Origin of the sequence: Beijerinckia sp. 28-YEA-48 (assembly GCF_900104955.1) — a bacterium.
GTDB lineage: Bacteria > Pseudomonadota > Alphaproteobacteria > Rhizobiales > Beijerinckiaceae > Terripilifer.
This window is the reverse complement of the sequence record NZ_FNSI01000002.1, coordinates 51051-63948: the sequence shown is the minus strand read 5'-3', so window position 1 is coordinate 63948 and position 12898 is coordinate 51051. Positions and strand designations below refer to the sequence as shown.

Sequence of the window (12898 nt, the reverse complement as noted above, 5' to 3'; positions counted from 1 at the left end):
CTCCCTCGCATCGTCCTTTACCGAAGGCGTGCGGAACGGGCCATCTATCGGTTATGCCGCAGGATTGATGAGAAGCGTCACTTTTGCGTCGGCAAAAAGGCCTCGGTGGTATATTTTGACAGATCGTCCGGCTTGTCGAGCAGTTTCAGTTCCAACAAGTCGCTGCTCATGGCGCTCAACGCGTCTTTGTTAAAACGCCCATTTCGCACGAGATAAGACTTTCCCATCAGCTCGTCGTATATCTTCTCAGCCACAGGCTGTGTGATGCGCAGAGCCTTCACAGAGAAAGCAACCGATTCAGTTCGGTTCTTGTAAGCGTAGTCGATTGTTTCTAGCCACGCAGACAGGAACGAACGTACTGCCTCGGGACGTTTAGCAATCATATTGTCGGAGGCGAAGACCACCTGATTTTGGAAATCCTTGATTATATCGCCAAATCGCACGAGGATTCTGGCTTCTCCTCGTGTTTCAAGTTCAAGCGCCACACTGATATCGACGACGGCGGCATCAGCGCCTTTTGTCCGGAGCGTGGCAATCCGAGCAGGCGTGTCACCCACGGACACGCGGCGAATATCAGTTGCGGTCCAACCTTGGCGAACCGCGAGCCGGGATACGGCCCAATCGGTGAGCGAGCCGGCACTTGTTACGGCTGCTATACGACCCTTCAATGCTGAGACGTCCTTGATTGAACCATCATCGCGCGTCAACAAAACAAGCAATTGCGGCGGCCCGCCGATGGCTGCGACAGCTTTGAAGGGGACGCCTTTAGCCGCGAATGCGATGGTGGTTCCCGAGGCAAGAGCTATATCGATGCTGCCTGCTATGACGGCCTGCACCATCTTGGCTTGCGTGAGTAGGGTGACGTCGAGATCAAGATTGTGACGTTTAAAGATGCCGCGATCGACGCCGAACTCAGCAATCACCAACGCAAAGTCGTCGGCCGCTTTTGCCACAGTGATCCGCTCAGCGCCGCTCGCTGGCGTATTCTGAGCGCAGAGTCCGATAATGGCGCATGACGCGATTGCCGCGGCCTGCAAACTGCGGCGCGCCGTGCGTAAGAATGAAATCCATGGGCCAAACGACATCGGCTCTTGCTGCATCTTGTTCATTCCGACCGTCCCTCCCAGGCTTTCAGTGGCAAACCGCGCTTACCGGTGGCTATCCATCGCGCCAAAAACTGATCCGTGCTTCCAGCCGGCGTAAGCCTTCGTTGAGCACAATCGCAAGCGCGGCGATCAAGGCGACAAGAGCGAACAGCAGCTTCGGCTCAAAATTGATCGCAAATTTCTGCGCAAAATAACCGACACCGGTCTTGGATGCATAGAGTTCCGCCAGGATGACGCCGAGCAAGGTCGCATTGAGGCCGAGCCGCATGCCGGCGAATAGACCGGGCGCGGAATGCGGCAAGAGCACATTGAGGAGAGTTTGCCAACGGCTGGCTCCCATCGATCTGGCGCTTTTGAGGAGCACGGAAGGCACGTTCCCCATGCTTGCCGACACGGTTATAATGATGGGGAAAATTCCATGGCTCACGCCGTAAGCGATCTTTGAAGCAGGTCCAATGCCAAATGACATCATAAACAACGGAATGATGGTGACCTGCGGCAGCGCGTAAAGCATGACGACAATGGGCATCAGGCTGCGATGGGCGAAACCAATACGACCCAGAAGCAACCCACTGCAGAAGCCAAAGAACAAGGCAAGGGCGAACGCTATCAACACTTCCCAGCCGGTGGTGAGAAGCGCAGGTGCTATTCCAGGAACGGTGATGAGTTGCGGCAGAGCGACGATAATCTGTAGTGGTGTGGCGATGAACAATGGGTCACCGAAAGCGCGGCCAGCGATCTCCCAAACTGCGAGAAGCATCAGAACGAAGAGCGTGCGGGTGATACCGGGACGATCCATTAAGCTCCCTAAAAGGCCAAAATAGCCTGATCGCGCACGATGAGTGGTCGAATATTCTGCTGCTGGTACCAGAGCTGGGCTGCTGTCGCGTGTACCGTGCATGGCTATTCCCACTGTCCTTTTCTTTCAGCAAACTGCAGCAGCACGTTTAGAGCGGCAGCGATCAGGACAGCGAAAGCGATGAAGGCATACATGCGTGGCATGGCGAGCATTTCGACGCTCTCGACGATGCGATGGCCAAGGCCGGCATAGGAACCGATCGCTTCGGCTCCTAGGATGGAGAGAAACGCGACAATGAATCCCATCCGCAGGCCGGTAAGAATAACCGGCAACGCGCCGGGCAAAATCACGCAACGAAAAATCTGCTTGCGGGTGGCGCCCATCGAGCGCGCCACCTTGAAATAAGTAGGGTCTATATTGGAGATGCCAGCTATGGTGCTGAGAATGATAGGAAAGAACCCGGTCGCAACGCCCATGACGATTTTTGAGGTAATTCCTAGGCCAAATAGCAGGATGAAGAGCGGCACGAACATCACAGCAGGAATGGAGTTCAAGCTGGATAACAACGGTTCGAACACACGCACGCGCCAATTGCTTGTTGCGATAAGATATCCAAGGCCGAGGCCGGCGCAGGTCGAGATCGCAAAGGCGATAGCGACCTCCAGCATTGTGACGAAAAGGTCTTTGGCGAAGGCGCCCGTGGACAGAAGTTCTATGAATTCCCGCCACACAGCATCCGGGGCGGGTAGTGCCAATGGGCTGATCCAACCGAAGCGAGCACTGGCATACCAGAATAGCCAGACGCCAAAGACGAACGTGAATTGAACTAAGCGGCTCGTCACACTATTGCCGGAGCGCAGGATTGTCGAATCCAATTGCATGCCCGCCTCGTTTCAACGTCATTCAGATGATAGATTGGGCAACAGTCTTGCGAATCTCGTCGTGCAGCAGATCGTAAAGCGTGTTGCGGAGAGCGGCAAAACGATCTGACTTCATAAAGGCTGGCGTGCGAGGGTGTGGCTCATCGACATCAATAACGGTTTTTATGGTTCCAGGACGAGCGGAAAAAACGGCGACCCGATCCGCCAGAAAAACCGCTTCGCTGAGGCTGTGTGTGACGAACAGAATAGTCTTGCCAACCCGGCTCAGGAGCTGAGACAGATCTTCGCCCAGGACCATGCGTGTCTGCTCATCGAGGGCAGCGAATGGCTCGTCCATGAGCAGTATGTTGGTGTCAAGGCTCAATGCACGCGCCAAAGCGACTCTCTGTTTCATTCCGCCAGATAGTTGCGAGGGAAAGTGCTGAGCGAATTGCGGCAAGCCGACTTGGGTTAGCGCCGCGGTGGCGCGTGCGTCCCGCCGGGCTGGGGGAACGCCTTGGAATTTGAGTCCCACGGTGATGTTGTCATGCACCGAGTACCAGGGGAACAGGGCGTTTTCCTGAAAGACAAAAGCGATGTCGGCAGGGCGTGGACCATCAACGATGTCTCTGCCAATCGTAACGGTTCCGCCTGAGGGCGTTACCAGACCACCGATGATGTTAAGAAGTGTGGTCTTGCCGCATCCACTGGGGCCAATAAAGCACATGAGCTCGCCGGCGCGAATATCGAGCGAAGTCTCTCGTAGTGCCACTACGCGGCGCTGGTCGCCGGCTCGGCCGAAACCGTGAGAGACATTGCGAACGCTGATAGCCGTTTCGCGGCACACGTCCTGATCGTTCAGCGCCAGTGTCAAGCCCGCCTTCCTCCCTCGCACTGTTCGCGACCGCTCAAGGCCCGCTGTCGTTATTGGGAATGATTATAGGGGAAGCGGGCATGCCGTCCAAAACAAAACGGGTCAAGCCGCCATGCCGTTTCGGCATAGTCATCGCTGACCGGTGCTTTCCTGGGCCGGTGCTTTTTGCACATGGATCGTCGCTGCTGATCCCGGCCAATGACGACTTTGTCCGAGCCGGCGTATCTCTTCGAAGATGACGGTTCTGACCGCCTCGACACGGCGGATGGTACGACGACCGGAGTTCCAGGCGAGCGTCAGCGTCCATGGAATTTCGGGCCGCCGCAAGCGTGTGGCCGATAGGCGACCACTCGCTACCTCATGACTGACGGCACTCAGCGGCAGAATCGTATAGCCAAGGCCGGCGGCGACAACCGCCTTCGTTGTGATAAAGCCGTCGACCTGGACAGCAATATTGAGCTTGTCACTGCGTGACCCGAGGGCCTGATCGATCACAAGCCTCATGCCATGGGTCGCATTTGGCAGGACAAGCGGTAGGCTCTCAAGCTTCATTCCAGCTTTGACGGGCAATAATCCCACGTTTTTGCCCGGACCGATCAAGTACATCTGCTCCGTCACCAAGGGCATGAACTCAATGCCCTGTTGCGCCGGCGGATTGTGCAACAGACAAAGATCAAGCTCATGCTGGAGCAGCTTGTCATAAATGAAGGCGCTGAATCCCTCGACCAAATTGATGCGAATATGTGGATGGCGGGTGGCGCAGGCTGCGATCGCGAGTGGCGCGATCATTTCATAGCTCGCCGGAGATAAGCCGATTGTCACCGTACCGCTGATCTGGTGCGCTTGGGAGCGGATGTCATCTGCCGCCTGCTGTGCCTGCTGAAGCAGGAAGTGTGCGCGTTGCAGGAGCATCGAACCAGCTTCGGTCAATTCGAGGTGGCGGCCAGTGCGCAGGAAGAGTTCGGCGTTGAGTTCCGTTTCAAGTTTCCGGATCTGGCGGCTAAGAGCCGGTTGGGCGATCCGCAACAACGTCGATGCTCGTGAAAAACTTCGCGCTTCGGCGATATAGACGAAGTAGCGCAGTGACCGTAAATCCATCTCCCGCTCCATACCATTCAGGCATAGCGGATATATTTCTTATATCTTCGACAGATAGCAAGTCATCATTCTATGAATCTGCTGACAGGCAGGAGAGCCAACGAGCGGGGACAGCTCGAAGCGGAGGAGAATGAGCATGAACGATGTGGTCTTGGTAGACACTCAAGCAATGCCTTTTGAGGAGGTGCGTCGTGGCCGGGTTCATATGATCCGCCGTAAACGCTTGCCTTTGGAGAGCGGTATTCCCGGTGTTACGATGGAATATTCTTTGTCCATCGTACCAGATGGCTATTTCACCCCGCGCCATCGGCACAACTTCGATCAGATCCGCTATACGTTAAGTGGGATCCAAAGCACAGGTCTGGGCGACCTCGGTCCCGATGAATGCGGCTATTTCCCCGAGGGGTCCCACTACGGTCCGCAGAAACAGGAGGGAGAATGCGCTTGCCTGGTCCTGCAGTTTCAAGGTGCGAGCGGTGAGCATCTGCTCAGCAACGAGGAAATGAACGCCGGATATGAAAAGCTACAGAAGGCCGGTGGCAGGTTTGAGAACGGCATCTACACAGAGCAGCTGCCTGACGGGCACCGTCGCAATCGCGATTCCTACGAAGCTATTTGGGAGGAGACCGAGGGGCGGGAACTGACGTTTCCGTCCCAACGTTATCGCCAGCCGGTGATGATGCTCACCAAGAATTATCGGTTTTGGCCGGATCGCAGGCGCCCTGGTGTTGAAATCAAGCATATCGGCACATTCAGCGAAGCGCGTACTGCTATCTTCTTTATGCGGCTCCAGGGCGGCGCGTCTGTTCCGGCCGGAACGCAGGAGGATGCGGAACTGCGGTATTTGATCAATGGCAGCTTTCGGTATGGCGGGAAAATCTACGGCGAAGGTACGTATATGTTTGTTCGCAACGGTGCCAAGATCGAGGAAATGGTGTCGCAGGATGGAGCCACTTTCTTTGTCATCGGCCTGCCCATGCTGGCTGATCTTGGCGCCCTCGTCGCATCTGGCCGTAAACTACCCTGGGATGAGGGGCGTGTAGCAGCGGAATAGAGGAAAGATACCTTACTAATGGCGCGGGGGAGAATGGCGGTCGCTTGGTGTGTCCCGAGTTGGCTATGCGCCGCTCGTTCGCTCGATAATAATATTGCCGAGTGTGTCGACCCGGGCTTGAAGGTCGGGCTCAACGAAAATCGTTGTGTCCTGCTGTTCGAGGATCGCCGGCCCCGACAGTACCGCGCCGACCGGAAGCTGATGGCGCGCATAGATCGTCGCTTCGTGCCAGCGGCCATCCACGTAAACCGGACGCGTGCCTTGCTTCGCGCTTTCGATACTGCCGCCTGATGGCGCCAGCGCGGCAAGATCGAGCTTGGGCCTCCGGCCGATCAGCGCGACGTGCAGGTTGAGGACGCGGATCGCGATGCCATCGAGCAGGCGGCCGTAGACCTCACGATATTTTCGCTCGAAGGCCTGGCGGATGGCTGCTCTATCGAGCGTGCGGCCTCTCGCCCAATCGATGGGGACAGCGACGGTGTGCGTCTGCCCCAGATAGAGCATGTCGCAGGCGACATGGATATCGCGGCCGGTGAAGGCGACATCGGAGCGATCGAGAAGCCGTTCGCCGTCCTCGATCATGCGGACGATCTCGACGTTGAAGGCGTCGAGGTCGATCTCTTCGAGCGTGCGATTAACGGTCTGCACGAAGTCATGACGCATGTCGGCGATGACGCAGCCGAGCGCCGAAGTCACGCCGGGATAGGGCGGAATCAGCGCGGCCTTGAGGCCAACTTCCTTGACCAGGGCGCCGGCATGCAGCGCGCCGCCGCCGCCAAACGGCATCAAAGCGAAATCACGGGGGTTGTGGCCGCGCTCGATGGAAACGAGGCGAATGGCGCCCGCCATCCGGCTGTTGGCGACACGCACGATCGCCTCGGCGGCGGCAACCGGATCAAGCCCCAGGGGGATGCCGACATGTTTGGCGATAGCGGATTTCGCGGCTTCGACATCAAGCCGGGCGAGGGCGCCGCCGATCGGTCGCTCGGCATTGATGCGGCCGAGCACCACATTGGCATCGGTCAAGGTCGGTCGATCGTTGCCATGGCCGTAACAGACGGGGCCTGGAACGGCACCGGCCGATTCCGGACCGACCTGCAGCAAGCCACCGCGATCGAGCGAGGCGATGGAGCCGCCGCCCGCGCCAATGGTCGTGATCTCGATCATCGGCGTCCGCACGACAAGGCCGAAATCGATGGCGGTTTGCGCCGCCAGCGCCGTTTGTCCGCCGGCGATCAGCGACACGTCGAAGCTCGTGCCACCGACATCGCCGGTGACGACATTTGGGAAGCCGGCGGTCTCGGCGATATGCGCCGCCGCGATCACGCCGGCGGCCGGGCCGGAGAGGGCTGTGCGGACGGGACGGGCCTTGGCCGTTTCGATCGTCATCACGCCGCCGTTCGACTGCACGATCAGCAACTGGCCGGCGAAGCCCTGCGCGCCGAGGTCTGCTTCCAGACGATCGAGATAATCGGCCACGACCGGCTGCAGATAGGCATTGAGGACCGTGGTCGAGGTCCGTTCGAACTCGCGGATCTCGGGCAGGATCTCACTCGACACATTCACATAAGCATTCGGCCAGACGCTCTTGAGCGCTTGTGCGGCGATACGCTCGTTCTGCCCGTTCGCATAGGCGTTGATGAAGGTCACCGCCACGGCCTGCGCGCCAAGAGCAAGCAATTCCCGAGCGCGTGCCTTTACCTCCTCCGGGTCGATATTTTGGTGGATGGTGCCATCCGCCAGCACACGTTCGCGCACTTCCAGGCGGCGTTCACGCGGAACGACGGGCTCGAATTGCCCCCACAGGCCCCAGGTCTGCGGCCGGTCGCGTCGGCGCATCTCAAGCACGTCGCGAAAGCCTTCCGTCGCGATCACGCCGGCCTTGCCGCCTTTGCGTTCCAACAGGGCATTGGTGCCGACCGTCGTGCCGTGAACTACGGTCGCGACCTGGGTGAGATCATCGGTGCCCTGGCGCACGCCGTTGAGAAAGCCGATGGCCTCTCGGCCACGGGTGGACGGGACTTTGCCGATCCAGCTGCGCCCGCTGGCTTCGTCGAGAAAGAAGAGATCGGTGAACGTGCCGCCGACGTCGACACCGATGACGAGACGCCCGCTCATGCCATGCCCTTTACGCTATAAACCGCTTCTGCTGCGTCTTTCGTGACGTAGCCATTCTCGATATCTCGTGCGACGGCCGCCGCCGGGCGCTCGGTCACCGGCCCATAGCCACCACCCCCTGGCGTCTCGAGCCGCACGCGTTCGCCCTTGGCCAATGTGATGCCGACCCATTTGGAGGCCATCGGCGGGGTTTCCTCGCGGCCATCCTTGCGTCGCACGGTGAAACGGTTCAGCGCCGCCGGACCGCCGCCAAGGACGCCCGGCGGGGCGAAGCGACCGCGCTCGCCGAAGAGGAAGACATCGGCCTGCTCTTCGAGAAGCTCGATTTCATAGATCGCGCCGAGGCCACCGCGACTGCGGCCGGGGCCGCCGCTGTCGGGCCGCAGCGCCCATCGGGTGAACATCACGGGATAGGCCGCTTCGAGAATTTCGACTGGTGGAATCGTCGCCGTCGAAATCGGCGCGTTGCCGTGATTGAGCCCGTCGCCATTTGGATGGCCGCCATGGCCGCCGCCGAAGAAGGAGAACATCACCCAGCGCCGGCCATCCTTGCGATGTCCGGCCAGCGAGAGGGCGTTGATCGTCCCGTAGGCGCAGCCGTTGACACGATCCGGACAAGCCTGCGCCAGCGCGACGAAGACGGTGTCGATCATGCGCAGGATGGTTTCGGTATAGCCGCCGACAGGCTTGGGCGCCGTCGCGGCGAGCAGGCTGCCTTCTGGAATGATGAAACGGATCGGATCGAGCACGCCGGCATTGGCTGGCACGTCCTGAAAAATGTGCTTCAGCGCCACGTAACACGCGGCGATAGTGGTCGAACGGGCGATGTTCAGCGGCCCGGCGCAGGCCGGCGAGCAGCGCGAGAAATCGAATGTCATCGTGCCGCCCTCGATCTTGAGATCGAGGGCGATTTTCAACGGTTCGTTCTTGATGCCGTCATTGTCGAGAAAATCTTCCGCCGAATAGGTTCCGTCTTTCAGTTCGGTGATATTGGCGCGCATCAACTGTCCGGCGCGCAGGCGCAGCTGGGTGAGGGCGGCGGCGATCGTGTCGTCGCCATATTCGTCGAGCAGGGCGGCGAGGCGGCGCACGCCGAGGTCGAGCGCATTGATCTGGCCGTTGAGATCGCCATAGGCGCTGTTGGGCAAGCGCGAATTGGCGGTGACGATATCGACCACGTCGGTGCGCATCTCGCCCCTGGCGAAGAGCTTGACCGGTGGGATCAGCATGCCCTCCTGAAAGCACTCGGTGGCGATCGGGTTGTAATTGCCGGGCACATTGCCGCCGACATCGTGCCAATGGCCGACGGAGGCGAGCCAGCAGAACACCTGTCCATTGCGGAAAAACGGCCGCACCAGTTTGAAATCGGACAGATGGGTGCCGCCGTCATAGGGGTCATTGAAGAGATAGACATCGCCGTCGGCCAGATCGGCCTGCCGTTTCGATTTCTCGATCACCGCGCGCACGGCGAAAGCCATGGCGCCGACGAAGATCGGCAGGCCCGCCTTGCCCTGCACCAGGGTGTCGCCAGTTTCGGCGTGATAGAGGCCGTGGCTGGCGTCGCGCGCTTCGGCGATGATCGGGTTGAAGGCCGAGCGAAACAATGTCGCGTCCATCTCGTCCGCGATCTGTTCAAGCCGGCCTTTCAGAACGGCCAGCGTGACGGGATCGAGATCGGTCATAACGGTACTCCAGCTCATCACATTACAGGCCTAGATAGGTCTTTTTCAGCTGCGGATCGTCGAGCAAAGCCGCCGCCGGTCCCTCGAGTGCGAACGCGCCGTTCTCCAGCATGTAGGCCCGCGAGGCGACCGCCAGGGATTGCACCACGTTCTGCTCAACCAGAAGGATACCGGGTCCATCCTTCTGAATGCGCTGGATCAGGCCGAACATCTCCTCGACCAGCAGGGGCGACAGCCCAAGCGATGGTTCATCCAGGATCAGAAGCTTCGGTTCCGCCATCAACCCACGCCCGATGGCCAGCATCTGCTGCTCACCGCCGGACAATGTGCCGGCGGTCTGTCTGATCCGTTCCTTCAGTCTGGGAAAGATATCGAAGGCGCGTTCCAGATTTTGCCTGCGATGGGCGCGGCCACGGCGATAACTTCCCAGTTCCAGATTTTCGCGGACATTGAGATTGGGAAAGATGCGACGCCCCTCAGGCACATGGATGAGGCCGGCTTCCACCATGAAGGCAGCATCACAGCCGGTGGTGTCGGTGCCTTCGAAACGCACATGGCCCTTCCAGGGTCGCATGAGCCCGCTCAGCACGCGATTGAGCGTCGACTTGCCGGCGCCATTGGCGCCCAAGACGGCGATCACTTCGCCCGCCGCGACTTGCAGGGAGAGGCCGCGTAGCACCGGCACCACGCCATAGCCCGCTTCCAGCCGATCCACCTCAAGAAGCATCGCGCGCCTCCAGCCGGCTTCTCACGCGCGCCGCCGCGCCATGGCCGAGATAGGCTTCGATGACCTGCGGATCGCTGGCGATTTCGGCGGTGGTGCCCGCGGCGATGATGCGGCCATTGTTGAGGACATAGGCGCGCGCGGCGAGGCTGACGACCGCCTGCATGACATGTTCGATGAGGAGAATGGTGACGCCGTTGTCGCGGATGGCCTGCACGATCGGCACGATCTCGGAGATTTCCGTCGGATTGAGCCCGGCCATCACTTCGTCGAGCAGGAGCAGTTTGGGATCGGTGGCCAGGGCCCGCGCCAGTTCGAGACGCTTGCGGCCGGCAACCGTCAGCGTGGCGGCTGGCTGATCGAGGCGCTGACCAAGGCCAACCTGTTCGGCCACTTCTTTGGCCCGGGTCAGCGCCTGGCGTCGGCCCGCATGATGAAGGTGGGCGCCGACGGCGATGTTCTCGCGCACGGTCAAAGCGCCGAAAGGCTGAACGATCTGGAATGTCCGAACCAGGCCGCGCGCGCAGATGACATGGGGCGACAGTCCGCTGATGTCGCTGCCCGCAAGACGGACGCTGCCGCTGTCGGGCCGGACGAAGCCGGCGATGGCCGCGAACAATGTCGTCTTGCCGGCGCCGTTGGGGCCGAGCAAAGCGACGATTTCGCCTTCGCGCACATCAAGCGAAGCGCCGTCGACCGCCTGAATGCCGCCAAAGCGTTTGCTCAGCGCCCGCACTTTAAGCATGGGCGCTCTCCGGACGGCGGCTTGGGCGGCGCGCCAGCAGGCCGGTGATGCCATTCGGCAGGAAGCGCAGCGCCAGGATGAGTAACACGCCGTAGAAGACGAGATTCAGCCCTGGCGCATTGCCGGTGATCTGCTTGGCTGCTTCACCCAAGAGATGCAGGACCACGGCACCGAACAGTGGGCCGAAGACCGTTCCCATGCCGCCGATGATGGAGACCAGCAGCGCCTCGATCGACATCGCCGGACCAAAGGCGAGGTGGCTGTCGACGAAGAGGAAGTTCTGTACATAGAAAACGCCGACCGTGGCCGCCATCGCACCCGACAGCGAGATGGCGCAGACCTTGGTGCAAATGAGATTGATGCCGAGCGCCTGGGCCGCATCCTCGTTCTCGCGCACGGCCATCAGCCGCGCGCCGAAACGCGAATTCTCGAGCCAGATGGCTATCAGCGCGCCGAGCAACACCAGCACCCAGGCGATGACATAGAAAACCCGCCGATCCTCGAACTGGAAGTGGGCCGCGCCGCGCGCCAGCGGCACCAGCATGCCAAAGCCGCCGCCGGTGTAGTCGAACGAGGAAATCAAAATGCGGGCGACTTCGGCAAAAGCGAGGGTGACAAGGGCAAAGTAAGCGCCGCGCAGCCGATAGCGAAAGACGAGCAGGCCGATGGCGCAGCCGACGATCGCGCCCAGCGCAATGGCGATTGCACCGGCGGCATAGGCATTGACGCCATGACGGACCTGCAGAATGGCTGTGCCGAAGGCGCCGATACCAAAGAACAGCGCATGGCCGAAGGAGAATTGACCGCCATAACCACCCAGCACGTTCCACGACTGGCCGAGAAAGGCATACATCAGGACAAGCAGCCAGAACGACAACCAGAATTCCGATTGAACGACGAAGGGCACGCTCAAGAGCAGAGCGAGCAGGATCATGCCGGGCAATTTGGCGGTCATGCGCGCGCTCCAAACAGCCCCATCGGACGAAACAGCAGGATTAGAATAAAGATGACGAAAATACCGAGCTGGCCCAGGCTTTCGCCGAGATAAAGCCCGCACAGGGCTTCGACGATGCCGAGCAGCAGCCCAGCGCTGAGCGCGCCGACGAAACTGCCCATGCCGCCCAGGACCACTGTCGTGAAGGCGACAAGCACGAAAGCATAACCTACCTGCGGGGTGACATAGAATGTCGGCAGCAGAAAGCAGGCGGCGGCTGCCACCGCTGCCGTCCCGATTCCGAATGTCATGGCGTAGACATGCTCGACGCGGATACCGACCAGACGTGCTCCGTCACGCTCGCGCGCTACCGCCCGGATTGCCCGGCCGAGATCGGTGAACGAGATCAAGGCCCATAGCAAAGCGGCAAAGGCGAGGGCACCGAAAAAGGCGATGACTTTCGGCAGCGGGATGAAGGCAAAGCCGAGATCCACCACTTCAAAAGCATACCAGGTGTCGATCGTTCGCGTTGTCGAGGTCCACAGCCAGAGCGCCAGATTGTCGATGATGATGGCCAGGCCCAGGGTGACGAGCAGGATATTCTCGTCGCGCCCATGGCTTGTCGGCTGGATGACGAAGCGCTGCAGCACGTAGCCCAGCACGAAAAAGGCTGGCACCAGGATCAGCAGCGCCACATAGGGATCAATGCCGGCCAGGGTGTAGAGAAAGAACGCGGCATAGAGCGCCAGCATCAACAGGCTACCGTGAGCGAAGTTGATGATGTGCAGCACGCCGTAGATCAACGTGAGGCCGAGTGCGATGAGGGCGTAGATCGCCCCCGTCGTCACTCCATTCAGCACGGCGGGAAGAAGCAAGCCAAAATTGAACATCATTGAGCGCCGCG

The 12898-nt window shown here is 60.1% G+C and carries 12 protein-coding genes; 1 reads left to right on the top strand and 11 read right to left on the bottom strand.

What is annotated here, in order from left to right:
• Positions 1-77 precede the first annotated feature (77 nt).
• The 5 genes from BLW50_RS28195 to BLW50_RS28175 all read right to left on the bottom strand — a co-directional run bounded on the left by BLW50_RS28195 (position 78) and on the right by BLW50_RS28175 (position 4737).
• Entirely contained in the window at positions 78-1109 is a 1032-nt protein-coding gene (locus BLW50_RS28195) for an ABC transporter substrate-binding protein (protein WP_090710015.1), read from the bottom strand.
• Between the two features lie 49 nt (positions 1110-1158).
• Positions 1159-2007: an ABC transporter permease gene (locus BLW50_RS28190; RefSeq protein ID WP_090710013.1), complete on the bottom strand. Its 849-nt coding sequence runs from the start codon at positions 2005-2007 to the stop codon at positions 1159-1161.
• Between the two features lie 2 nt (positions 2008-2009).
• Positions 2010-2786 (bottom strand): ABC transporter permease, encoded by a 777-nt coding sequence (locus BLW50_RS28185; protein WP_090710011.1) that lies wholly within the window; start codon positions 2784-2786, stop codon positions 2010-2012.
• 22 nt (positions 2787-2808) lie between these two features.
• Positions 2809-3639 (bottom strand): ABC transporter ATP-binding protein, encoded by an 831-nt coding sequence (locus BLW50_RS28180; RefSeq protein WP_244544508.1) that lies wholly within the window; start codon positions 3637-3639, stop codon positions 2809-2811.
• 129 nt (positions 3640-3768) lie between these two features.
• Positions 3769-4737 carry a LysR family transcriptional regulator gene (locus BLW50_RS28175; protein ID WP_170850425.1) on the bottom strand — a complete coding sequence of 323 codons (969 nt, stop codon included), beginning with the start codon at positions 4735-4737 and terminating at the stop codon, positions 3769-3771.
• 136 nt (positions 4738-4873) lie between these two features.
• Here BLW50_RS28175 and BLW50_RS28170 point away from each other — a divergent pair, with 136 nt between their 5' ends.
• The gene (locus tag BLW50_RS28170) at positions 4874-5791 is read left to right on the top strand and encodes a cupin domain-containing protein (protein ID WP_170850424.1); all 918 of its coding nucleotides are present in this window, start codon (positions 4874-4876) and stop codon (positions 5789-5791) included.
• A 63-nt stretch (positions 5792-5854) separates the two neighbouring features.
• Here the strand turns inward: BLW50_RS28170 and BLW50_RS28165 are convergent, their stop codons facing one another.
• Genes BLW50_RS28165 through BLW50_RS28140 form a run of 6 tightly spaced genes read right to left on the bottom strand, consistent with a single transcriptional unit; the run spans position 5855 to position 12887 of the window.
• Positions 5855-7909, bottom strand: coding sequence for a hydantoinase/oxoprolinase family protein (locus BLW50_RS28165; protein WP_090710005.1), 2055 nt, complete (start codon positions 7907-7909; stop codon positions 5855-5857).
• Entirely contained in the window at positions 7906-9591 is a 1686-nt protein-coding gene (locus tag BLW50_RS28160; RefSeq protein ID WP_090710003.1) for a hydantoinase B/oxoprolinase family protein, read from the bottom strand. Before BLW50_RS28160 ends, BLW50_RS28165 begins: the two co-directional genes overlap by 4 nt.
• A gap of 22 nt (positions 9592-9613) precedes the next feature.
• Positions 9614-10318 carry an ABC transporter ATP-binding protein gene (locus BLW50_RS28155; protein ID WP_090710000.1) on the bottom strand — a complete coding sequence of 235 codons (705 nt, stop codon included), beginning with the start codon at positions 10316-10318 and terminating at the stop codon, positions 9614-9616.
• Positions 10308-11060, bottom strand: coding sequence for an ABC transporter ATP-binding protein (locus BLW50_RS28150; RefSeq protein ID WP_090709998.1), 753 nt, complete (start codon positions 11058-11060; stop codon positions 10308-10310). The genes BLW50_RS28155 and BLW50_RS28150 overlap by 11 nt, the downstream gene beginning before the upstream one ends.
• Positions 11053-12015, bottom strand: a complete 963-nt coding sequence (locus tag BLW50_RS28145) for a branched-chain amino acid ABC transporter permease (protein ID WP_090709996.1) — start codon at positions 12013-12015, stop codon at positions 11053-11055. The genes BLW50_RS28150 and BLW50_RS28145 overlap by 8 nt, the downstream gene beginning before the upstream one ends.
• Entirely contained in the window at positions 12012-12887 is an 876-nt protein-coding gene (locus BLW50_RS28140) for a branched-chain amino acid ABC transporter permease (protein ID WP_244544507.1), read from the bottom strand. The genes BLW50_RS28145 and BLW50_RS28140 overlap by 4 nt, the downstream gene beginning before the upstream one ends.
• Positions 12888-12898 lie beyond the last annotated feature (11 nt).

What these genes read in the sequence shown, in the direction of transcription:
- BLW50_RS28195 (WP_090710015.1), bottom strand. Translation starts at nt 1,109, where the DNA reads ATGAACAAGATGCAGCAAGAGCCGATGTCGTTTGGCCCATGGATTTCA.
- BLW50_RS28190 (WP_090710013.1), bottom strand. Translation starts at nt 2,007, where the DNA reads ATGCACGGTACACGCGACAGCAGCCCAGCTCTGGTACCAGCAGCAGAA.
- BLW50_RS28185 (WP_090710011.1), bottom strand. Translation starts at nt 2,786, where the DNA reads ATGCAATTGGATTCGACAATCCTGCGCTCCGGCAATAGTGTGACGAGC.
- BLW50_RS28175 (WP_170850425.1), bottom strand. Translation starts at nt 4,737, where the DNA reads ATGGATTTACGGTCACTGCGCTACTTCGTCTATATCGCCGAAGCGCGA.
- BLW50_RS28170 (WP_170850424.1), top strand. Translation starts at nt 4,874, where the DNA reads ATGAACGATGTGGTCTTGGTAGACACTCAAGCAATGCCTTTTGAGGAG.
- BLW50_RS28165 (WP_090710005.1), bottom strand. Translation starts at nt 7,909, where the DNA reads ATGAGCGGGCGTCTCGTCATCGGTGTCGACGTCGGCGGCACGTTCACC.
- BLW50_RS28160 (WP_090710003.1), bottom strand. Translation starts at nt 9,591, where the DNA reads ATGACCGATCTCGATCCCGTCACGCTGGCCGTTCTGAAAGGCCGGCTT.
- BLW50_RS28155 (WP_090710000.1), bottom strand. Translation starts at nt 10,318, where the DNA reads ATGCTTCTTGAGGTGGATCGGCTGGAAGCGGGCTATGGCGTGGTGCCG.
- BLW50_RS28150 (WP_090709998.1), bottom strand. Translation starts at nt 11,060, where the DNA reads ATGCTTAAAGTGCGGGCGCTGAGCAAACGCTTTGGCGGCATTCAGGCG.
- BLW50_RS28145 (WP_090709996.1), bottom strand. Translation starts at nt 12,015, where the DNA reads ATGACCGCCAAATTGCCCGGCATGATCCTGCTCGCTCTGCTCTTGAGC.
- BLW50_RS28140 (WP_244544507.1), bottom strand. Translation starts at nt 12,887, where the DNA reads ATGATGTTCAATTTTGGCTTGCTTCTTCCCGCCGTGCTGAATGGAGTG.